The sequence below is a fragment of the Paucibacter sp. KBW04 genome, from assembly GCF_003852425.1.
Classification (GTDB): domain Bacteria; phylum Pseudomonadota; class Gammaproteobacteria; order Burkholderiales; family Burkholderiaceae_C; genus Paucibacter_A.
In genome coordinates this window covers 123,510-145,350 of sequence record NZ_QAJN01000015.1, presented here as the reverse complement: position 1 = coordinate 145,350, position 21,841 = coordinate 123,510, and the positions used below count along the sequence as shown (strand labels likewise).

At 65.5% G+C, this 21,841-nt stretch carries 18 protein-coding genes; 11 read left to right on the top strand and 7 right to left on the bottom strand.

What is annotated here, in order from left to right; all coding sequences use genetic code 11:
• Position 1: 1 nt before the first annotated feature.
• Positions 2 to 2,548 (bottom strand): protein kinase, encoded by a 2,547-nt coding sequence (locus DBR47_RS18990; RefSeq protein ID WP_124452992.1) that lies wholly within the window; start codon positions 2,546 to 2,548, stop codon positions 2 to 4.
• 314 nt (positions 2,549 to 2,862) lie between these two features.
• The gene (locus tag DBR47_RS18985) at positions 2,863 to 3,504 is read right to left on the bottom strand and encodes an ECF-type sigma factor (RefSeq protein ID WP_124452990.1); all 642 of its coding nucleotides are present in this window, start codon (positions 3,502 to 3,504) and stop codon (positions 2,863 to 2,865) included.
• 307 nt (positions 3,505 to 3,811) lie between these two features.
• Here DBR47_RS18985 and DBR47_RS18980 point away from each other — a divergent pair, with 307 nt between their 5' ends.
• From DBR47_RS18980 to DBR47_RS18970, 3 genes are all read left to right on the top strand, one after another.
• Positions 3,812 to 4,414 (top strand): diguanylate cyclase domain-containing protein, encoded by a 603-nt coding sequence (locus DBR47_RS18980; RefSeq protein ID WP_124452988.1) that lies wholly within the window; start codon positions 3,812 to 3,814, stop codon positions 4,412 to 4,414.
• Positions 4,415 to 4,506: 92 nt separating this feature from the next.
• The gene (locus tag DBR47_RS18975; protein ID WP_231512397.1) at positions 4,507 to 8,736 is read left to right on the top strand and encodes a two-component regulator propeller domain-containing protein; all 4,230 of its coding nucleotides are present in this window, start codon (positions 4,507 to 4,509) and stop codon (positions 8,734 to 8,736) included.
• A 55-nt stretch (positions 8,737 to 8,791) separates the two neighbouring features.
• Complete coding sequence (locus DBR47_RS18970; RefSeq protein WP_124452985.1) at positions 8,792 to 10,492, top strand: alkaline phosphatase family protein; 1,701 nt, start codon at positions 8,792 to 8,794, stop codon at positions 10,490 to 10,492.
• Positions 10,493 to 10,499: 7 nt separating this feature from the next.
• Here the strand turns inward: DBR47_RS18970 and DBR47_RS18965 are convergent, their stop codons facing one another.
• The gene (locus DBR47_RS18965; protein ID WP_124452983.1) at positions 10,500 to 11,336 is read right to left on the bottom strand and encodes an ABC transporter substrate-binding protein; all 837 of its coding nucleotides are present in this window, start codon (positions 11,334 to 11,336) and stop codon (positions 10,500 to 10,502) included.
• 85 nt (positions 11,337 to 11,421) lie between these two features.
• On the opposite strand from DBR47_RS18965, the gene DBR47_RS18960 reads away from it, so the two are divergent.
• On the top strand, positions 11,422 to 12,075 hold the full coding sequence (locus DBR47_RS18960) for a hemolysin III family protein (RefSeq protein WP_124452981.1): 654 nt from the start codon (positions 11,422 to 11,424) through the stop codon (positions 12,073 to 12,075).
• A gap of 10 nt (positions 12,076 to 12,085) precedes the next feature.
• On the opposite strand, the gene DBR47_RS18955 is transcribed toward DBR47_RS18960, so the two are convergent.
• Together DBR47_RS18955 and DBR47_RS18950 are read right to left on the bottom strand one after the other, a co-directional pair.
• Positions 12,086 to 13,015 carry a GGDEF domain-containing protein gene (locus DBR47_RS18955; protein WP_124452979.1) on the bottom strand — a complete coding sequence of 310 codons (930 nt, stop codon included), beginning with the start codon at positions 13,013 to 13,015 and terminating at the stop codon, positions 12,086 to 12,088.
• A 58-nt stretch (positions 13,016 to 13,073) separates the two neighbouring features.
• Positions 13,074 to 13,874: a head GIN domain-containing protein gene (locus tag DBR47_RS18950; protein ID WP_197047159.1), complete on the bottom strand. Its 801-nt coding sequence runs from the start codon at positions 13,872 to 13,874 to the stop codon at positions 13,074 to 13,076.
• 130 nt (positions 13,875 to 14,004) lie between these two features.
• Between DBR47_RS18950 and DBR47_RS18945 the strand changes: the two genes are divergently transcribed.
• From DBR47_RS18945 to pssA, 6 genes are all read left to right on the top strand, one after another.
• Positions 14,005 to 14,898, top strand: coding sequence for a neutral zinc metallopeptidase (locus DBR47_RS18945; RefSeq protein ID WP_124452975.1), 894 nt, complete (start codon positions 14,005 to 14,007; stop codon positions 14,896 to 14,898).
• Between the two features lie 222 nt (positions 14,899 to 15,120).
• Positions 15,121 to 15,723, top strand: a complete 603-nt coding sequence (locus DBR47_RS18940; protein WP_124452973.1) for a hypothetical protein — start codon at positions 15,121 to 15,123, stop codon at positions 15,721 to 15,723.
• A 19-nt stretch (positions 15,724 to 15,742) separates the two neighbouring features.
• Complete coding sequence (locus tag DBR47_RS18935) at positions 15,743 to 16,051, top strand: HPr-rel-A system PqqD family peptide chaperone (RefSeq protein WP_124452971.1); 309 nt, start codon at positions 15,743 to 15,745, stop codon at positions 16,049 to 16,051.
• Positions 16,048 to 16,980 carry an HprK-related kinase A gene (locus DBR47_RS18930; protein ID WP_124452970.1) on the top strand — a complete coding sequence of 311 codons (933 nt, stop codon included), beginning with the start codon at positions 16,048 to 16,050 and terminating at the stop codon, positions 16,978 to 16,980. The genes DBR47_RS18935 and DBR47_RS18930 overlap by 4 nt, the downstream gene beginning before the upstream one ends.
• The gene (locus tag DBR47_RS18925; RefSeq protein WP_124452968.1) at positions 16,977 to 18,074 is read left to right on the top strand and encodes a nucleotidyltransferase family protein; all 1,098 of its coding nucleotides are present in this window, start codon (positions 16,977 to 16,979) and stop codon (positions 18,072 to 18,074) included. Before DBR47_RS18930 ends, DBR47_RS18925 begins: the two co-directional genes overlap by 4 nt.
• A gap of 27 nt (positions 18,075 to 18,101) precedes the next feature.
• A complete protein-coding gene (gene pssA, locus DBR47_RS18920; protein ID WP_124452965.1) occupies positions 18,102 to 18,725 on the top strand; it encodes a CDP-diacylglycerol--serine O-phosphatidyltransferase in 624 nt (207 codons plus the stop codon).
• On the opposite strand, the gene DBR47_RS18915 is transcribed toward pssA, so the two are convergent.
• Positions 18,722 to 19,018, bottom strand: a complete 297-nt coding sequence (locus tag DBR47_RS18915; RefSeq protein ID WP_197047158.1) for a DUF2917 domain-containing protein — start codon at positions 19,016 to 19,018, stop codon at positions 18,722 to 18,724. The genes pssA and DBR47_RS18915 overlap by 4 nt on opposite strands.
• 152 nt (positions 19,019 to 19,170) lie before the next feature.
• Between DBR47_RS18915 and DBR47_RS18910 the strand changes: the two genes are divergently transcribed.
• A complete protein-coding gene (locus DBR47_RS18910; protein WP_124452961.1) occupies positions 19,171 to 20,640 on the top strand; it encodes a PLP-dependent aminotransferase family protein in 1,470 nt (489 codons plus the stop codon).
• 1 nt (position 20,641) lies between these two features.
• Here DBR47_RS18910 and DBR47_RS18905 read toward each other — a convergent pair whose 3' ends face one another.
• Positions 20,642 to 21,595, bottom strand: a complete 954-nt coding sequence (locus DBR47_RS18905) for a DMT family transporter (protein WP_124452959.1) — start codon at positions 21,593 to 21,595, stop codon at positions 20,642 to 20,644.
• Positions 21,596 to 21,841: the final 246 nt, after the last annotated feature.

Sequence of the window (21,841 nt, the reverse complement as noted above, 5' to 3'; positions counted from 1 at the left end):
TTTATCCTCCGTTTTGCTTGTTGGCCACACTGGCCGGTACTGAGTTTGCTTGATTTTGTAAAAGCGCAGTCAGTTCGGTATAGCGTGGGTGCCGATACGTCGTGGCCGATAGTGTTTCGACAAGACGAAGCGCTTCTTGAGGCCGATTCAATTTCAGCAGTGCGAGAGCTTGTAAAGCCATTGAGTCTAGATCGCCGTTCGCGACCAGAGCTTTCAGGCGGTCCTCCGCTTGCAGCCATTTGGTTTTGGCTTCGAGTTGTTTGCCAGATTCAGCCAAGGAGTCGCCAACCAGTATTTGGGCTTCGGCTACCACGCGGTGATTCTCTGGCTTCAGCTTTTTGCCACTGTCTTCCAGCGCTTGTATGCCGTCTAAGTAACTGAGTAGCGCCGGAGTTTGGTTGAGCTTGCCTTCCAATCGAGCCAGTCTGGTTAGCAAAACCAGCTGAGTTCCCTTCAGCTTTACTTGCCATGTAAGCCTCTTGGCATCTTGGCGCAAAAGGCGATCAACACCAATCTGTACAGAGGCGAAAGCTGCTCGCCCCCCCCGAAAGTCGTTCTTTGCAAGATGAATCTCCGCTGCAAGAAGTTCGGCAAAGCAAAGATGCTGGAGCCACTCCAGGTTGCCGGGTTCCAGTGCTTGCAGCTCTCGCAGGCGGACTACGGCCTCTTGACTCTTACTCAATGCGGCGTCGAGGTCGCCCAGTAGCAATTGGAGTTGAGCGATGTAGAACGAGGCCGTGGCTCGAATGTGGCGGACCTCACTATTTCTAGACGCGTCGGTTTGATCATCAAACAGCTGAGCCTTGGCCGATTGGGATTTCAGCGCTTGAGAATACTCCCCCAATGCCTGGTGTGCATTCGCCAGCCATCCCAAAGTGGAAGCGTAGTCCAGCCGAGCTTCGGGTCTTTTTGCTACCACTTGTCGCCAAACCTCGCTCGACTTTGCGAGCGCCTGCTTGGCTTCAACTGGCTTGTTTCGCTCTAGCTGAAGAATGCCGACGTTGGATTCAGCAGCTGCGCGCTCTATCTGCCATTCCAACTTATCGGGGTTCAATGTGGTCAGTTGTGTGGCGAGTTGCCGGTAGCCTTCAAATTGTCCCGCAGCGGCCTGTAAATCACCCCGCCGACGAGCGGCATAGGCCATCCAATAGACGCTTTGTGCGTGGTCGAAGATGCGAGTCTCGTCGTTTGGATCCCGAGCCAACAGTTCAGCCGTGCTCTGCGCCGCATGTTTGAACAATTGTTCGGCCCGGTCCAATTCACCCCGTGCGTCCGCCATTTCTCCCAACAAGTGCAAGGCTCTCGCCCGCCGCCCCAGTGAATCAGCCGACGCACTCCTCGCGTCCTGCTGCGAGTAATAGCCCAGCGCCTTTTCCCCCACCGCATCCAGCACATCTAAGCGCCCCACAGGCTCCAGCTTTTTGCGCAGATCGCCCAGCATGAACTCGATCAGGCTTTCGGCCTGCATGCGCTGCTCGTGCGCCTCCTGGGCTTTCCAGACGGCAAGGCCGGCACCCGCTGCAACGGCAAGGCTGGCGAAGGTGCCTGCCGCCACCCCCCACCGATGCCGCCTCACAAACTTCGCCGTCCGGTAATAAGCGCTATCCGGCCTCGCGCCAATCGGCTCATGCGCCAGCCAGCGCCGCAAGTCCTCGCTCAAGGCAGCGGCATTGGCGTAACGCTCGGCGGGCGCTTTTTTGAGCGCCTTGGCGACGATCGTGTCCAGGTCGCCGCGCAATTCGCGAGCGGCTTTTTTCGCGCCGTCTCCACCTTGGGCGCGAACAGCGTCGGAAAGTTTCTTGGGCTCCACCTCCACGATGCCGCGCATGCGCTCCAGTGGCGTGGTGCTAGCCTCGTTCTCGTTGCTGGCCGTGGGGTGGCGGCCGCTCAGCAGCAGGTAGAGCAGCACGCCCAGGGCGTATACATCGGTGGCGGTCGTCACCTCAGCGCCTTGCACCTGCTCGGGCGAGGCATAGCGCGGGGTGAAGGCGCGGCCGGCTTGCTGGGTCAGCTCCGAGGCGGTGCCGCTGGGCAGGGCCTGCTCGTCCTCGCCTTCGTCCAAAAGCTTGGCGATGCCAAAGTCCAGCAGCTTGACCTCGCCCTTGGGTGTCACCAGGATGTTGGAGGGCTTCAGATCGCGGTGCAGGATCAGCCGGGTATGCGCATGGGCCACGGCGGCCAGCACGTTTTGGAACAGCTCGACCCGGCTGCGCAGGTCTAGTTTTTGCGCCTCGCAAAAGCGGTCGATGGGCTGGCCGTCGGCGATGTACTCCAGCACCAGATAGGGCAGGCGGCTTGAGCCGGCGCTGGCGCCACTCTCCAGCTGCACGATGCCAGCGTCCAGCATGCGTGCGATCTGCGGGTGGGCCAGGCGGGCGAGGATCTGGCCTTCGCGGGCAAAGCGGCCCGCATCTCCTCTTCCCGCCAGGCCGCTGCTGAGGAACTTGATGGCGACCTGCGCGTCATAGCGCCCGTCGGTGCGGCGGGCCAGCCAGACCGAGCCCATGCCGCCCTGGCCGATGATGCGCTCCAGGGTGTAGGCGCCCACGCTTTGGCCGGCGGCCAGTTGCGGGCCGGGTTCGGCGGCGGGGGGCAGGTGTAGCAGGGCGGGCGAGGCCAGGTAGTCGGCCGCGTCTTGCTCGGCTTGGCGGCGCAGCAGCTCGGCCAGGTCTTGGGCCAGCTCGGGGTGCTGGGCCTGCAAGTGCTGCAGGCGGGCGGCGCGGGCGCTGGGTTCGTCGAGGTCCAGCAATTCGTCCAGCAAAGGGCTCAGCTGGGGCCAGCGTGCTTTGTCTATCTCCCGCATGCCTTGAGATCTTTCTTGTCTGGTTATTTGTTTGTCTGTCAGTCTGTTTGTTGAACAGGCTACTTCTGCATCGCGATGGAGAGATACAGCCGGGCTTTTTGCCAGTCGCGCTGCACGGTTCTTTCGGTCAGGCCCAGGCTTTCGGCGATCTCGCCCTCGGTCAGGCCGCCGAAGTAGCGCATCTCCACCACCTGGCACAGGCGTGGGTCAAAGGCCGCCAGCTCTTCCATCGCCTCGTGCACGCCCAGGATCTGCGCATCGTTCTGCACCGCGGGCAGGCCGGCGATGGTGGTGCTGAAGGTCACTTGCTCGAACTCGCCGCCGTGGCGCTGAGCCTGGCGGGAGCGCACCATATCGATGACGATGTTGTGCATCACCCGGGCGGCGTAGGACAAAAAATGCTTGCGATCCGGGAAGTCCAGCCCGCCCTTGCCGCCTTGCTGCAGGCGCAGATAGGACTCATGCACCAGGCCGGTCGGGTCCAGCAGGGTCAGGCCACCGGCATTGCCGGCCTGGCGCAGGCGGCTGCGGGCCAGGCGCTGCAGGTCGGCATAGAGCAGGCTGATGACGCGCTCGCCGGCCAGGGCATCACCCGCGCTGGCGGCACGCAGCAGCTGGGTAATTTCACTGGCATCGCTCATGGCAGCACCGCTTTGGGCATTGCTTTTGGCGGCAGGCGGCAGGTCGTCGCTGGTCCTCACGTCACTGGCTCCCGGGCTGGCCGGGCCTCCCTTGGTGGGGGCGTTTGCTTTAGAAAAACAAGCTTACCCGCCCTTGTTACATATCTGGCAAGTTAGGCACTCTAGCGGCTGAAAGTGATGGCGCCACAGCTATTTGCAAATTTGTGCGAGCCGCATGTCGGGTTTGCCGGCGGGATTCCGTTTTACAGAATGAGGGCGTGACATTGACGCAAGGTCTGGGGAGGCCGCGTTCGGAGAACATGCGTCGCTGGCGGCGCCCTCACCTCATCTTTAAACGTGTCCCGCAAGCCAAAAGAGACGCAGCGCCATGTTCATCAACAGCTCCAAGCCCGAGATCAGCCCCTTCGTGGTCAGCGTGCCTCTGCCCCTGCGGCTGCGGCCGGCACCGCCCGAGGTCATCCGGGTGCCGACGCTGGAGGGCTTTGCGAGCCTGCTCAACCGTGAGCTGGGCAGCGCCCGGCGCAGCGGGGCCGAGCCGGCCTTGCTGATGCTGAGCGTACGCAGCCTGCGGGTGGTGGAAGCGGCGACCGAGGCCGATGCCGAACAGACCCAGGCGGTGCTGACGGCCATGGGCGAGCGCCTGCGGGCAAGGGTGCGCAGCAGCGATGTGGTGGTGCAGATCGGCGCCCGGCGTTTCGGCGTGCTGCTGCAAAACATGGCAGGGGCCAAGCCCGGCGTCGTGCAACAGCGCTTGCAACAGCAGCTGAGCGGCGCCTACGAGCATCGCCATGAGTGCCTGACCCTGGCCCTGCAAATGGCCTGGGCGCGCAGCGAGCGCGGCAGCCGTGAGGGCGACCGCGAGCGCCCCCGCCTCAGCGCCCAAGAGTTGCTGCAAGCGGCCGACGCGGCCCTGCATGCCGAGCCCAAGGGCCAGACCCCGGACGAGCGCCGCGGCCAACGCCCCAACTGATTCCCCAACGGCTTGTGCGCACTTGCAAGGTGCGGTGCCGATCTGAAAGGCCGTTATTTCGCCCGCTTTTGGCGAAGTGAGGCTAGGCCGGATTGTCTGACCCCGCTCCGGGGCGTTACGCTGTCAAGCCCATGCCTTTTGGATTTGACGGTTTGATGCCTGTGCCCGGAGCTTTTGTCTCGACGCCGCCCCCCAGTTTGCTGCCCCAACCCTGTGTGGCGGTGCGAGGCATGGGCGGCAAGGGTTTGCGAGCCCTGGCCTTGCTGGCAGCCTTGCTGGCCCCGGCCACTTCGGCCTTCCTGGGCAGTGCCCTGGCCTTGGGCGGCCTGAGCCTGGCGGCCACGGCAGCAAGCGCCGAGGCCGCCACGGCCCTGCTGGATCTGAGTTTCACCCGCTTGGGCGCCGAAGAAGGCCTGCCCAGCCTCAGTGTGGCCACCACCTACCAGGACCGGCAAGGCCTGATCTGGATCGGCACGACCAATGGCTTGCTGCGTTATGACGGCCGCCATTTCAAGAAGTTTGGTGTCGATCTGGAGCGCGCGGACTCGCTCAGCCACCCCGTCGTGCAGGTGCTGTTGGAGGACGAAGCCACGGCCAGCATGTGGGTGGGCACCGACGGCGGGCTCAACCAGGTGGATTTGCGCAGCGACCGCCTGCGCCGCCATGCCTCGCCCCCCGAGCTGAGCGCGCGCGGCCAGCAGGTGGTGGGCCTGGCCCCGGCGGGCGGGCAGACCCTGTGGGTGGCCCATATGGGCGGGCTCTATCTGTTTGACAAAGCTCGGGCCGAGTACCGGCCCTGGACGCCGCCCAAGGGCACGGCCAACCCGGCCTCCGGCCATATCCGCCGCATGATGAGCGACGGCCAGGGCGGGGTGTGGATATTGCAGGGCTCTTACGCCCTGCATGTGCGGGCCGATCAAAGCCTGGGCGAGCAGATCGACACGCGCCAGGGCCTGGGCGCCGAGGCCTTGAGCGCGACGCAGCAATTGCCCTTGGTGCTGAGCTTGGACGGCCAGGGGCGTTTGTGGCTGGGCTTGGCCGGCGGGGTGCAGATTTGGCGCTTGCAGCCGGGTGGACAGCCGGCAAGACCTGACCCCTTGTCCTTGCGCCTGAAGCTGCCGCGCACCGCCGTGGTGGGGATCTTGCGCGATGCTGAAAACAGCATCTGGATGAGCACCAACGGGGATGGCGGCGCCGGCCTGCGCCGCTGGCGCGAGGGCAGCGAGACGACCCAGCTCTTTACTCACCACGACGCGGTGCCCACCAGCCTGGCCTCGGACATGGTCAGCTCCCTGATGCAGGACCGCAGCGGCAGCCTGTGGGTGGGCAGCTGGGGGGCGGGGCTGAGCATTGCCGATCTGGGCTCGGGTGGCTTCAGCCGCTACATCAGCCTGCCCGGCGAGCCGCAGACTCTGTCCTGGCCGCTGGTGGCGGCGATGGCGCCGGACGGTGATGAGTTTCTGTGGGTGGGCACCTATGGCGGGGGCCTGAACCGCCTGCATCTGGCCAGCGGGCGCAGCGAGCGCATCCCGCTGGAGCGCCTGCCCATGCCCTTGATCAAGGCCTTGCTGCCCATGAATGACGGTTCGCTATGGGTCGGCGGTGAAAACGGCGTGCTGCGCTACGACCTCAAGCGTGGCCGCAGTCAGCCCTTGCTGCAGGGCAAGGAGATGCTGGCCAAGGTGTCCATCAGCAGCCTTTTGCGCGACCACGGCGGCACGGTGTGGGCCGGCAGTGCGGCGGGCTTGTACCGCTTCGAGGGCGCAGACCAGCGCATGCGGGTGTTCCGCGCCGATGTCGGCTCCGGCTTGAATAGCGACACGGTGGACTGCCTGCTGGAGGACCGTGAAGGCCGGCTGTGGGTGGGCACCAAGGGCGGTCTGCATCTGTGGAACCCGATGACCGAACGCTTCTCACAGCCGCTGCAGGCCAATGCCGTGCTGCCCCAGCCCAAGCGTCTGGCGGTACAGGGCATGCGCCAGGATGCCAGCGGGCGCATCTGGCTGGTCAGCCCCCAGGGCTTGTTCGAGTTGGTGGCCCGGGGTGAGAGCTGGGAGCTCAAATCCATGGCCGATTTGCCGGGTCTGCCCGCCTCCTCCTTCGAGTCGATTCAGGATGCCAGCAATGGCGATCTCTGGCTGGGCAATGAGCTGGGTCTGACCCGGGTCGAACTTGCCCAGGGGCGGGCGCGCTTCTATCCAGGTTTCGCGCGCTTTGGCGGGGGCTTCGAGTTCGGCGCCGCGGCGCGTGGGCCGGACGGCAGCATCTATCTGGGCGGGCCGCCCGGCGTGCTGAGGGTGCGGCCGGATCAGCTGCATGACAACCCGCTCAAGCCCGAGTTGGTGCTGAGCGATTTGCGGGTGTTCAACCACTCGCTGCTGCCCCATGCCCATGGGCGCGGGGCAGAGGGCGCGTTGTGGGCCGAGGCACAGGCCAGCTCGACCCCTGCACCGGCGGCCGACACGCGAGCGAACGGCCTGTTGACGCTGGCCGATGTGGGCATCCCCGGGCCCTTGCACCAGGCGCGCAGCCTGGCGCTGAGCTACAAGCAGAACATGATCAGCTTTGAGCTCTCGGCCCTGCAGTTCGACAAGAGCAAGCTCAATCGCTACGCCTGGATGCTGGAGGGCTTTGACCGCGAATGGATTTATGGCGAGGGGGATGCGGGTCTTGCGACCTATACCAATTTGGACCCCGGCCGCTACCGCCTGCTGGCCAAGGCCGCCAACCCCGATGGTTTGTGGGGCGAGCCGCGCGAACTGCTGAGCGTTTCCGTGGCGCCGCCGTTTTGGGCCACTTGGTGGGCGCGTGCCAGCGCGGCGCTGCTGGTGCTCTTGCTGCTGGCCACGGCCTACCACCTGCGGGTGCGGGTCTTGAATCAGTCGCGGGAGTGGCTGGAGCGGGAGGTGCGCTCGCGCACCCAGCAGCTGCTGGATCAGCAGCATCAGCTGGCGCACGAAAAGCAGCTGGCCGTGGCCCAAGGGGTGGCGGCTGAGAAGGCGCGGCGTGACATCAGCCTGCTGAGCGAGATCGGCCGGCAGATCACCGCCTCGCTGGAGCTGGAGGCCATCCAGCAAACCCTGTATCGCCATGTCAACGAGCTGATCGACGCCCATGCTTTTGGCGTCGGTCTGGTGGACTGGCAGGCGCGGGTGGTGGCCTTCGACTATGTGATGCAAGAGGGCGAGCCCTTGCTGCCCTATCAGCGCAGCCTGGACTCGGTGGAGCAGCCCGCGGTGCAATGCGCCTTGCACGGCCGCGAGCTGCTGCTCGACGAGCTGGGCCAGGACAACCGCCTGCTGGTGCTGCCCGGTGCCACCGAAGCCAGCCGCATCACCATGCAAGACGGGGCGGAGCCGGCGCTGTCGCGCTCGGCCATTTATGTGCCCATGATGATCAAGGGCGCGGTGATCGGCGTCATCAGCGTGCTGAACAAGCGGCCGCGCGCCTTCGACAACGGCGATCTGGACATCCTGCGCACCCTGGGCGCCTACGCCGCCGTGGCGCTGGACAATGCCGAGGCCTACCGCCGCCTGCAACTGGCCCAGGCCCGTCTGGTGGAGCAGGAGAAGATGGCGGCGCTGGGGTCCTTGGTGGCGGGTGTGGCGCATGAGCTCAACACGCCGATAGGCAACAGCCTTTTGATGGCCAGCACCTTGCGCGACAACACCAAACGCTTTCTGGCCACAGTGCAGAGCGGCGCGCTGCGACGCTCGGAGCTGGAGCGCTATTGCCAGGGCGCCGAGGATTCCAGCAGCCTGCTGGTGCGCAGCCTGGGCAGCGCGGCCAGCTTGATCAGCAGCTTCAAACATCTGGCGGTCGACCAAACCTCGGACCAGCGGCGCCAGTTCGATCTGCGCGGTCTCTGCGAGGAACTGGCCCTGACCCTGGGCAATCGCCTTCGCAAGGACGGCCATGAGCTGCACTTGGACGTGCCGGCCGATCTGCGCATGGACAGCTTCCCCGGCCCGCTGGGCCAGGTGCTGACCAACCTCATCCTCAACGCCATCGTGCATGGTCTGGAAGGCCAGCGCCAGGGCCAGATGCGCCTGACGGCCCAGCGCCTGCCGGCCAATAACTTGCAGCAGGGCGATTGGCTGCGGCTGGAGTTCCATGACAACGGCTGCGGCATCAATGCCGAAAGCCTGAACCATGTGTTTGAGCCCTTCTTCACCACCAAGCTGGGCCAGGGCGGCAGCGGCCTGGGCCTGCACATCAGCTACAACATCGTCAACGCGGTGCTGGGTGGCACGATCACGGTGCGCAGCGAGCCGGGCGAGGGCACCAGCTTTGAAATCCGTATTCCCTTGACGGCGCCCTGAGTGGGAGCCTCGCAATGAACTAAGCTCTGGGGCTTGATCGCAGCTCGTTCCGACCATGTATAAATTTGCCCCCCGGATTCTCTCGACCCTGCCCCTGGCTTTTGCGCTGTTGGGCTGTTCGTCCACCCCCAGTCTTGAGCAAAAACCGGTGGCCAGCGCCGCCGCCCAAGTCGCCCCGCCCAAGCTCATCGTCTTCATGGTCATCGACGGCCTGCCCATGCGCCAGGTGCTGGCCTACCGCGATCAGCTGCAGCCCGATGGTTTCAAGCGCTTTCTGGATCGCGGCGCCTGGTTTGCCAACGCCCATTACGGCCATGGCCACACGGTGACGGCGGCCGGCCATTCGGTCATGCTCAGCGGCGCCTACCCGCAGCGCACCGGCATCATCAGCAATGAATGGCGCGACCCGGTCAGCGGCGAGATGGTGTATTGCACCGGTGACGCGGCCTACAGCTATATCGAGAACAAGACCGAACCCCTGGCCGGCACCAGCCCGCGCAATCTGAAGGTGGAGACGGTGGGCGACGTGCTGCGCACGGCCGACCCGGCCTCCAAGGTGATTGCCGTCTCGGGCAAGGATCGCGGCGCCATCCTGCCGGCCGGCCACAAGGGCGTGGCCTATATGTATATGGGCGCCTCGGGCCAGTTCGCCTCCAGCACCTATTACATGGCCAGCCACCCGCAGTGGGTGAAGGACTTCAATGCCGCCAAACCGGCCGATGCCTTCTTCGGCAAAACTTGGGCACCGATGCTGCCCGAGGCGGCCTATGCCCGTTCGGTGCCGGACGGCCAGTTTTGGCAGTACGCCGGCGGCAATGGCAACAAGCTGCCCGCCATCCTGGGTGATAAGCATGAGAAGCCCGGCCCGCTGTTCTACGGCAATATCCTGCCCTCGCCCTTTGGCGATGAGCTGACCCTGGCCTTTGCCCGCGCCGCCCTGGAGGGTGAGCAGCTGGGCGTGGACGCCAAGACCGACATCCTGTCGGTCAGCCTGTCCAGCCACGACTACATCAACCATGCCTTCGGGCCCGAGTCGCGCCTCTCGCACGACCACTTCCTGCATCTGGACCGCTATCTGCAAGGTTTCTTCCAGTATCTGGACGGCAAGGTCGGTGCTGGTAACTATATGGTTGTGCTGACCGCCGACCACGGCTTTGCCGACACGCCGGAATGGGCCAAGAGCCAAGGCCGCGATGCCGAGCGCCTCAACCCCAGCCAGATGATGGCCTGGGTCAATGCCGGCCTGGTGAAGAAGTTCGGCGAGGGCCGCTGGGCCACCGCCTTCTCGGCCGCTGGCGTTTTGTTCGATCAAAAGCTGATCGCCCAGAAGGGCTTGAAGCCGGCCGATGTGTATGCCGAGGCCAAGGCCGTGCTGCTGCAGTTCCCCGGCGTGGCCGATGTCTTCACCGAGGCGCAGCTGCGCAGCGATGATCGCAAGACCCCGTATCTGGAGGCCATGCGCAAGTCCTGGGACCCGGAGCGCGCCGCGCCGGTGCAGGTGGTCGTCAAGCCGGGCTGGTTGTTTGGCTCGCGCGTGGGCGGCAGCTCGCACGGCACGCCTTATGAGTACGACACCCATGTGCCCATCCTCAGCTGGGGCCCGGCTTGGGTCGGCCAAGGCGAGGTGAAGACGCCGGTGGAAGTGGCCGATATCGCGCCGACCCTGGCCAAGATCCTCAAGCTGCGCGTGCCTGCGCAGGCCCAGGGTCAGGTCTTGCCTCTGCCCACGGCTCAGCCTCAGCCTGCTGCGCGCTGAGTTCGCCTCAGGGCTCTTGCGGCAGCGTGGGATAGCGCGCCGCAATCTCCGCCATGCGGCCGTCCCGCTTCATGGCGTCAAACGCCCGCTGCAGTTTTTGCCGGGTCGGGGCGTCGGTGGCCAGGCTCAAGGCCATGGAGGGCAGGGATTCGGGCAGCTTGAGCACCGGCTCCATCGCCTCGAAGGGGTAGCCGTGCTGCTTGAGCACCGTCGGGGCCACGCCCTGGCTGATGGACAGCAGATCCACCCGCCCGGCGAACAAGCGCCGCAGCGCCACCGCGTAGTCGGCGCAGCGGTCCAGATGTTGGCTGGGATCCAGGCCCAGCCTGAGCATCTCGCGCTCCGAGGCGTCGCCTATCACCACCGCCGTGCGGTAATGGCGCAGCTCCTCGAAATTGCGCGGCTTGACTTCCCGCCGGCGCTTCAGCCGGTAGACCATGCCACGCCGCCGCGCGATGCTGCCCAGCCAGTAATACTCTTTCTCCCGCTCGGGTAGGCGCACGATGGCCGGGATCAGCACCGCGCCGCGGCCGCGGCCCTTGGCCAGCACCCGGGTCCAGGAGCCGATCTCAAAGCTGCCGGGCAGATCAGCCCGCGTCAGCAGCTCGCGCGCCAACTCCACCGCATAGCCGGCCGGCTGGCGCTGCTCGTCCAAAAAGGAAAAGGGCTGCAACTCCTCCATCATCACCAGAACCCCTTCGCCACCGCCGCCGCCTTCTTCGGCGGCGCCGCCGTCCTGGGCCAGGCTGGGTCGGGTCAGCAGCAGGGCGGCGGCTGCCAGGAGACGGCGGCGTAGGACCCGGCTGTCGGCCGGGGGAAGCGAGGACACAAGACGAGAGTTCAAGATGGACTGCAAATCTTTGTAAGGCCGCAAGGCAAAGCCAGGCTTTGTGACATGTTTTGCCACATGACAGGCGCAGAATGCCCGTATGACGACACGAAATCAATCCTTTGGCGAAGAGATCGCGAATGCGATCAGCCACGGCCTGGGCTTTTTGCTGGCGGTGGCCTCGCTACCCATCCTGGCTTACTCGGCCGCGCAGCAGGGTGAGACCCGCAATGTGGTGGCGGCCTGTGTGTTCTCGGTGACCATGATGCTGCTCTATCTGGTTTCCACCCTGTATCACGCCGTGCCCGAGGGCCGCGCCAAGCTGTGGCTGAATCGCCTGGATCATGCGGCGATCTACCTCTTCATCGCCGGTAGTTACACGCCTTTCGCCCTGGGCGTGCTGCACGGTGGCTGGGGCTGGACGCTGTTCGCCCTGGTCTGGGCCAGTGCTGCCATCGGCGTGACGGCCAAGATGTTCAACCGCCTGCGTCACCCGCTGTGGTCCACCGGGCTCTACCTGGCCATGGGCTGGTTGGTCATCATCGCCATGGGCCCGCTGATCGGCCGCATGGACAGCGCCGGCCTGGCCTGGCTGGTGGCCGGCGGCCTGGCCTATACCTTGGGCGCGGTGGTGTTCTTGCTGGATCACCGCATCCGCTACGCCCACTTCGTCTGGCATTTGTTTGTGCTGGCCGGCAGTGCTTGCCACTTCTTCGCGGCACTTTGGTACGCAGCCGGCCCGACGGCCGCCTGAGCGCCCGGCTTCAGTCGCCGATTTCCAGGCGATTACGCCCGGCCTGCTTGGCCCGGTAAAGGGCCGCATCGGCGCGGGCGATCAATGCCTCCCCGCTTTCACCCCAGTTGGCCTGTACCAGGCCGACCGAGCAGCTATAGCCTTGCTCGGGCGCGGTGGGGATGGGGCGGGCGCGCCGCACCCGCTCCAGCAAGCGTTCGATGATGGCCTCGGCCTGGGGCAGGCCGGCCGAGGGCAGGATCAGCAAGAACTCATCGCCGCCCAGGCGCAGGCAGCCGTCCTCGCGCCGGCTGCCGGCCTGCAGTTGGCGGGCGAAGTCGCTCAGCACCGCGTCGCCGGCCGCATGGCCCAGGCCATCGTTGATCTGTTTGAAGCCGTCCAGGTCCAGCGCCGCCAGGCAGAGCGGCCAGAGCTCGCTGTCGTGCAGGGTCGCCTCCAGCAACTGCATGCCGTGACGGCGGTTGCTCAGGCCGGTGAGCGCATCGGTCTGGGCGGCGGCCAAGGCCTTGCCATGGGCCTGGCGCAGGGCGCGGCTGTCCTGGCGCAGCGAGCTGATGTCGCTGGCCACGCACAGCATCCAGCCCTGGCGCTGGGTGGTTTCGGTCATCCAAATCCAACGGCCGTCGGCCAGATCGGCCTCAAAGGCACGAAAGGCCAGCTTGCCGCGGCGCGAACGCACCGAGGCGATCCAGTTCTCGATGTTCTTGGTCTCGATGGCGGCGCCACATTTGCGGGCATGGTTGTCGCGCATCATGTCGGCCCAGCTCAGGCGGCCATCGGGTTCGACGCAATAGGCTTGGCGAAAGGCCGGGTTGGCGTAGCGGAGCACGTCCTCGGCATCGAACAAGGCCACCAGCAGGGGGCTGTCCTCATGCAAGCTCAGCAAGGTGCTGGCCAGGCTGTCTAAATCGTCAGAATGCGGCGCACGGGCATCGGTCATCGGCACCTCCATGCACCGCATTCTGCGGCAATCCGGGGGGTGCTTTGCCGGATTTGCCTCAGCGGCTGCTGATTTCTCCCGAGCCCGTGACGGTTTGTCGCAACTGGGGCCGACCGGCGTAGCGCAGATCACCCGATCCGCGCAGGGTAACGTCCAGGTTTTGGGTCACGCCGATCGACATATCACCCGAGCCCGTCAGCTGGGCTTGCGCACTACGTCCGCTGAGGCTGCGTGCGTTCACATCGCCCGAGCCGTGCAGTTGCCATTGCTGGCTGTCGGCCTGACCGGCCACCTCTACATCGCCGGAGCCCGAGACGCTGGCAATCAGCTCCTTCACCTCCAGCAGGCCGATGCGCAGATCGCCAGAGCCGGCCAAGCTCAGGTTGAGCTTATCGCCCTTGAACTTGTCCATGCTCACATCGCCCGAGCCGTTGATGGTCAGCGCCTGCAGGGATTTGCTCTCCACCAGCACCGTGGGCGCATGGCGGGTGTTCAGGCCGGCACCTTTCTGCAGACGCAAAACCAGAGTGTCGCCCTCCACCACGGTTTCTATCAGGGGTTCCAGGTTGTCGTCCGCCGAGACCTTGACGGCGTCGACCCCGCTTTGGCTGAGCCGCATGTCGATGGGGCCGTCGAGGCGGATTTTGCTGAAGGCGCTGATTGTGCGTGCTTTCTCGACGATCACGCCGGAGCCGCGCACCCGCTTGCCCGGCGCACCGTATTCCATCGGGCCGCTGAAGCTGGCCGTCCAGCTATTGCCGTTGTTCTTGATGCGCAGATTCCATTCAATGCCAGCGTCGGCGGCCAGGGCACTGCCGCCAAGACACAGCAAGGCGCTACACAAGCTCAGTGTTTTCATCATGGTCTTGTCCTCAAAGCGGTGAAGAATGGGCGCAGTGTCTGGCCGCCGTCGCTCCGAGCCAAGATGCACGCGACGGGATGCACAATCCGCGGCACAGACGGCAAATATTTCACCCGAGGAGCCCTGCATGAAATGGGAAGGCCAGCGAGAAAGTGACAACGTGGACGACCTGCGCGATGGCGGAGGCGGCGGTGGCGGGCGTGGCGGGATTGGCTTGGGTGGTGGCCGCATCGGCATCGGCGGCATCGTCATCGCTTTATTGGCTTCTTGGGCGTTTGGCATCAATCCCATGACGGTCCTGGGTCTGCTCGGAGGCATGGACGGGGGAGGCCAGGCGCCGACCCAGGTGAGCCCGCAGCCCGGCCCGCCTCCGACTGACGAGGGGGGGCGGTTTGTTCGCTCCGTATTGGGTAGCACGGAGGATGTCTGGGGGAACTATTTCGCTGCTCGCCAGCAGCAATATCAAGCCCCGCGCCTGACGCTCTTTCGTGGGCGCACGCCAACTGCTTGTGGTACGGGCGAGGCCGCCATGGGGCCGTTCTACTGCCCGGCCGATCAGCGCGTCTACATCGATCTGGCCTTCTACGACACCTTGCGGGATCGCCTGGGGGCGCCGGGCGACTTCGCTCAGGCCTATGTGATTGCCCACGAGGTCGGCCACCATTTGCAAAATCTGCAAGGCACGACGGCCAAGATGGACAAGGCCCGCCAACGGGTTTCAGAGAAAGACTACAACGCCCTGAGCGTGCGTCTGGAGTTGCAGGCCGACTGTTACTCTGGCGTGTGGGCCAAGCTGTCCCAGGAAGGCAGGGGCTGGCGCCTGGAGCCAGGGGATATCGAAGAGGCCTTGAACGCCGCCTCCCAGATCGGCGACGACACCTTGCAGCGCCGCTCCCAGGGCACGGTGGTGCCGGAAAGCTTCACCCACGGCAGCAGTGAGCAGCGGGTGCGCTGGTTCCGGCGCGGCCTGGAGGCGGGCGAGCTGAAGGCCTGCGATACTTTCGCCGCCGGCCCCGTTTGAAGGGGTTTTTCAGTACAAAGGCCAGAAGTCGCGATTTCTTCATCAAATCCGCGCCTGGATCATGTAGTTTTACCGTTTGAATCCAATCACCACCCGTTCAAGGGGGGTGATGGAGGTGGCTGTCCGAGGTGTTGTATGAAACACTTCGCCAAAGTTGAAGCTGCTTGACCTCAGTGACCCGGCTGCGAGCGAGGGGCTGATCGTCACTTGGGAGAAGATGTCATGAACAATCCGTCCGAAAATCCGCGCGAGCCTGGCTCCGCTGCATCCCCTGTGGGCGATGCGGCCGCCTCTCGCCGCGAGGCCAGGAGGCGTTTGCTGAAGGGCGGCCTGGCCGCCGCTCCCGTTGCTTTGACCATCACCAGCCGCCCGGTGCTGGGCGCGATTGAATGCCATGGCCCGACCGGTTTTCAGTCGGCCAATGTGAGCCGCTTGGTGGGCCAAGCCGCCGACCCGGCCTGCGGCACCCGCAAGCGCCCAGCCGATTGGGTCGCCGCTGGCGTGACCTGGCCTGCTGGCTACACCCGCGCCATGTTGTTTGGCACCGCCTTCCCCGGCACCACGCTGTATGCCGCGCTGACTTTGGAGCAAGTGCTGGCCGGCCCGACGACCGGCACGGCCAATGACAAGCTGATCGCCCAACTCGTGGTGGCCGCCTTGTTGAACACCGCTTCCACCACCGTGCCCAGCGCCACCCAGGTGCGCGCCGTCTGGACCGGCTATCTGGGCAATAACTTCCGCCCCGGCAGCGAAGCCATCTGGTCGGCCAGCAAAATCATCAAATACCTGCAATACACCATGGGCATTGCGGTCACCTTCCCCTGAGCGCAGGCGAAGCTGATTGATGAGCGAGGCGCAGGCAGCGCCGCCTCTGCAATGGCGGCTGCAGGCCGGGAGCCCCTTGTGCTTCCGGCAGCTGGACGATCAATTCCTGGTCTTCAACGCGGCCAGCGGTGATACCCATCTTCTTTCGGCCAGCGGTCATGAGTTGCTGCAGTTCCTGAACGAGCAGGACGCGCGGCCTTGGTCGGCCCAGGCGCTTGCCCAGGCCTTGTTGGGCGAGTCGGAGCAAGACGAAGACTTGTGCCTGTCGCTGGAACGCAGCCTCCATTATTTTGAGCAGCTGGGTTTGCTTGAGCCGGTGCTGCGGTGAAGCTGGCGGCACTTGATCCTGCCGAGCTGAGCGCTCGTCTGCGTGGCCCGGGTCTGGTGCTGCGCACCGGGCCTTTCTGGCTGCGCATCGCCTCCCAGCTCGACTCGGTGGCCGGCGCCCTCGCCACTTTGTATGCCGAGCAAGAGACCTTGCTCGCTGGCCAGCCACAGCCTTTTTGCGACTTCGATGTGCGCATCGATGCCGTCAGCGGCCTGCGGCGTTGGCTGCGGCCCCAGGCGCAGTTTCTGTTCGACGCGCTCAAGCCCTTCAAGCCCATGGCCCTGCCTCATGCCTCGGCCATGATGGAGTGGGGGCTGAACTGGTGCGTGTCCTCGCACTGCCATCAATACATCATCATCCACGCCGCGGTGGTAGAGCGCGGCGGCCGCGCGATGCTGCTGCCCGCGCCGCCAGGTTCGGGCAAGAGCACGTTGTGCGCCGGCCTGGTCAATCGCGGCTGGCGGCTTTTGTCGGACGAGTTGACGCTGATTGATCCTGTGAGCGGCGAGTTGGTGCCGCTGGCTCGGCCCGTTAGCTTGAAGAACAAGTCGATTGACGTGATCAAGGCTTTTGCGCCCGAGGCGCGTTTCGGGCCGCTGACCCGAGACACGGTCAAGGGCACGGTCTCGCATATGCGGCCACCGGCGGCCAGTGTGCAGCGCGACACCGAACGCGCCCGCCTGGGCTGGGTGGTGTTCCCTCGCTATATGGCCGGCAGCGCCCTGAACCCCATGCCCTTGGCGCGCGGCGAGGCCTTGATGGCCTTGGTGGACAACGCCTTCAACTACCACCTGCATGGCCGCCAAGGCTTTGACACGCTTTGCGACGGCGTGGCGGCGGCCGACTGCCTGCGCTTTGAGTACAGCGATCTGGAACAGGCTTGCGCTTATTTCTCCGCCCTGGCCGATGCCAAGGAGCCCTTGCGATGAGCGCCAGCTCCGGCATCAGCCTGCTCAGCCGTGCCCTGGTCGACCCGGCCGCCTGCCTGCTGTGGGATGTGCGCGATTGGGAGACCTTGTTGCAGCAGGCGAGGCGCGCCAATCTGCTGGCCCGCCTGGCCCTGGGCTTTGAGCGCGCCGGCTTGCTGAGCCAGGTGCCGGCCGGCCCGCGGCGTCACTTTGACTCGGTGCAAAAAGTGGTGGACAGCCAGGAGCGTGCGGTGCGCTGGGAGGTCGGCCAGATCGCCCATGCCCTGCATGATCTGGGCGCCCCCGTCCTGCTGCTGAAGGGGGCTGCCTATGTGATGGCCGGCCTGCCGGCGGCCCAGAACCGCTTGTTCGCCGATGTGGACATTCTGGTGCCGCGCCCGCAGCTGGAAGCGGTGGAATACGCCTTGCAGGCCGAGGGCTGGCAGAACGTCCACCACGATGCCTACGACCAGCGCTACTACCGCGAGTGGATGCACGAGATCCCGCCCATGCGCCACCAGCGCCGCGACACCGTCATCGATGTGCACCACAACATCCTGCCCCTGACCAGCCGCCTGGCCGTGGACGCCAAGCTGCTGCTGGCTCAGGCTGTGCCCATTGCTGGCTGGCCGGGCTTGTACCGCCTGGACGATGTGGACCTGGTGTTGCACAGCGCCTGCCATCTGTTTCTGGACGGCGAGTTCGACAAAGGCCTGCGCGATCTGGTCGACCTCGACGCCTTGCTGCGCCACTTCGGCGGCCAGCTGAATTTCTGGGGCGATCTGCAGGCGCGCGCGCGCGCGCTGGGCCTGGGCCGGGTGCTGTTCTATGCCTTGCGCTACAGCGCCAAAATCCTGCAGACGCCGGTGCCGCGCGAGGCTTTGCGCAGCCTGCGCGATGTAGCGCCCGACACCGCAACACTGGCCTGGATGGATGGCCTGTTTCTACGCGCCTTGCAGCCCGATCACCCCAGCAGCGAAGATGCTTGGACGGGCGCGGCGCGGCGCCTGCTCTATCTGCGCGCCCATTGGATGCGCATGCCCCTGGGGCTCTTGATCCGGCATCTAGCGACCAAGGCCTTGCGGCGCGAGCCTGAGGACGCGGCGCCGGTGTAGTCTTGTGCATCGCTTATGCTTTGGCGCATGACTGAACGCAAGAACAAACCCTTCGCCATGATCCGCGAGTTCCACCTCGCCGACTGGTTCACCCTGGGCAATGCCTTCGCCGGCATGGGCGCCCTGTTCTCGGTGATGACCTATCTGCAGACCGGCGAGGTTCTGCACCTGCTCTATGCCTGCGGGCTGATTCCCGTGGCCCTGGTCTTTGATGTGCTGGACGGCCGCATCGCGCGCTGGCGCCAGCAGCAATCTATCCTGGGCCGCGAGCTGGACTCTCTGGCCGACATCATTTCCTTCGGCGTGGCCCCGGCGGTGATCGCCTATGGCTGCGGCATGCAGGGCTTGTACGACCGCATCATCCTGGTCTTCTTCGTGGCCTGCGGCGTCTCGCGCCTGGCCCGTTTCAATATCACCGCCGAGGCTTTGAGCGCCGGGGGCAACAAGGTCAAGTACTTTGAGGGCACGCCCATCCCGACCTCCTTGGTCCTGGTCATCGCTCTGGCCGTGGCAGCCTGGCAGGGCGCTTTAGGTGACCAGCTCTGGTTTGGCAAGCTGGAGATCGCTGGCTTCTATCTGCACCCCCTGGTGTTGATGTATGCCGTCTCGGGCTCGCTGATGGTGAGCCGGATTCGCATTCCAAAAATCTAGGCTTTTTGCAGGGTCAGCTCGGCGCCTGAACGGTCCAGTGCGCCCAGGCGATAGCAAGCCGGGCCCAGCAGCAAGAGCTGTTGGCCGACGACCAAGAAGAGATCGTCCGGCTTTCCGTCCTGGGTCAGCCACACCGTGCCACTGCGCACCCGCAGCTGGGCGGACTCCCAGGCTCGCAAGCGCAAGCCCTTCGGGGCCTGCTCCACGGCCAAGCTCAAGGCTTGGGGGCTTGTGGTCTGGCGCTGTGAACCCGGCAGCGCGGCTGTTCTTGCGGTTCTGAGTGAGATGTCCATGGCTTGCAGCTTGCGCGCTGGCCGGGCATCGCAACAGACGCAGAGCAGCGCCAGTCTGTACCGCACAGGCAGGAACAAAGGCGGTACTGTGTTGGCCGGCTTGGCGCTCATCTGTACTGGTCCGTGCGCGGCTGCACCGTACAGAATGGGGCATGAATACCCATCTCGTCGCGCCTGAATCCACCGAACCCCTGTATCTGCAGATCGCCGATCGCCTGGCGCGCAGCATCCGTTCGGGCACGTTGGCGCGGGGCGAGCGCATGGCCTCGGTGCGCGAGCTGGCGCGCCAAGAGGGCGTGTCCCAGTCCACCGCGGTGCAGGCCTATCACTGGCTGGAGGATGCGCGCCTGATCACGGCGCGGCCACGCTCGGGCTATTTCGTCGCCAGCCGACCCGCCGAGTTGCCCGAGCCTCGCCAGTCCCGCCCCGGCGTGCAGTCGCGCCAGGTGGCGATGGGCGAGCTGGGCCGCGAGGTGCTGGGCCTGGCCATGCAGCAAGACATGATTTCCTTCGGCGCCGCTTGCCCGGGGCCGGAGATGTTCGACCAGGAGCGGGTGCGCCGCACCCTCAACCGCGCGGTGCAGCGGCACCGCGATCTGCTCTGCGCCTATCCCATCGGGGCCGGCCGCGCGGAAGCCCGCCGTGCCGTGGCTCGCCATGCGCTCAATCTGGGCTGCTCCCTGCATGCCGACGATGTGGTGATGACCAATGGCTGCATGGAGTCCATCACCCTGTGCCTCAAGGCGGTCACCCAGCCCGGCGATGTGGTGGCCTTGGAGTCGCCCACCTACTTTGGTTTTCTGGAGATTTTGCAAAGCCTGCATCTGCGCGCGCTGGAGATCCCCACCCATCCGCGCCACGGCATCTCGGTTGATGCCCTGCAGCTGGCACTGGAGACGCAAGACGTCAAGGCCGTGCTCGTCGTGCCCACCTTGTCTAACCCCCTGGGTGCTTGCATGCCCTTGGCCGAGCGCAAACGTCTGGCCCAGCTGGTCGCCACCCACGACATCGCCTTGATCGAGGACGTGATTTACAACGATCTGGCCGAGCAGGAAGACAAGCGCCGGGCCGTCAAGTCCTATGACACGACGGGCCATGTGATGCTCTGCGGCTCCTTCAACAAGACCCTGGCACCGGGCTTGCGCCTGGGCTGGGTGGAGGCGGGGCGATGGGGGGCCGTGCTGCGCAAGATCAAGGACGTGCAGTCCGGCGCCCAGACGGCGGTGCTGGAAGTAGCCCTGGCCGATCTGCTCACTCAAGCCGGCAACGAGGCCGCCCTGCGCCAGTTGCGCGCTACCGTTGCGGCGCGGGTGGACGAGGCGCGCGGCTTGATCGCCCAGAGCTTCCCCAAGGGCACGCGGGTCACCGACCCGGCCGGCGGCTACATCCTTTGGCTGGAGCTGCCAGGTGGCCTGGACGCGGTGGCGCTGTACGAGGCCTGTTTGCAGGAGAACATCTGCATCGCCCCCGGCCAGCTCTTCAGCACCAGCCCGCGCTTTCGCTCCTTTGTGCGCCTGGGCGTGGGCGGGCGTTGGGGGCCCGAGCACCCGGCGGCCTTGCGCCGCATCGGTGCCATTGCGCAGCTGATGCTGGACGAGACAAAACTCGCGACGGCGGCATGATTTATTGCGGCTTGATGCGCAGGGCCCAGAGCACACCGGCGATCAGCAGAGCGATGCCGAATAGGGTCAGCGCTGCCGGCGCGTGGCCGCTCAGCACAAAGGCATAGGCCAGGGCGGCCAAGGTTTCAAACACGATCAGCTGGCCGACCAGGTTGGTGGGCAGGCGCTGGCTGGCCTCGTTCCAGCACAGCGTGCCCACCCAGGAGGCCAGCAGGCCCACGGCCAGCATCAGTCCCACAAAAGCGGCCGGGCGTGGGCCCCAGGGCAGGGCGAAGTCGGCGCTCAACAGAGGCAGGCCGAGGCCTTGGGCGGCGTAGAGCAGCCCCCCGCCCAGCAAGGCCATGGGCAGGGTCACCAAGCCTTGGGCCGTGGCCCAGACGCGCGGGTTGCGGTCGGCGTTCTCGCGCAGCCAGTCGGCATTGCGGATGGGGTACCAGGTCCAGCAGGCCACGGCACCGACGGCCAATAGTCCGCCTTCTAGGTATTTGCGCAGATCGCCGTTCGGGCTGTTGGCCAGGCGTTGCAGCTCGGTCTGGTTGACGCAGGCAATGCCCAAGACGATCAAGAGCAGCGAAGGTGCCAGCCGGCCCCAGGGCAGATGGCCGTCACGCGCGCGGTTGCGGTGGTTGGAGCAGAGGGCGATCACCACCGGCAAGGTGCCGATGATGACGGTAGGCAGGGGCCCGCCCGCGCGCTGGATGGCGGCGGCCAGGCAGAGGTAGTAGAGGAAATTGCCGATGGCGCTGAGTTTGGCTGCCGCAAGCCAATCGGCCAGGCGCAGCTCGCGCAGGCTGCGCCAGTCCAGCAAGGCCAGGGGCAGGGCGATCAGGCCGAAGGCCAGATAGCGACCCACCACCAGCAGGGCAGCCGGGTAGTCGGGCAATAACAAGGGGGCAACAAAGACCAGACCCCACAAAAGGCCGGCAGCCAAGGCGAAGAAGAGACCTGTCCACATGGCTTGCAGTGTGCCTTGTCAATCGCAGGACCCGAGGGCCCGAGTCGCGGGCAAAAAAATGACCGGATACCGCTGCGGCGGTATCCGGTCCGTCCTGTGCTGGCTTAGCGATGAGGCCTGAGCGTCATGGCTTGGCTTGCGCGGGGGCCCTAAACATAGAGCTTGGGGCTCCTCCCCCCGTTGTTCAGCCCCTATTCTCTGAAATCGGTATGACAGTGGGCTCATCGTTTGCCCTTGTTTGGGCGC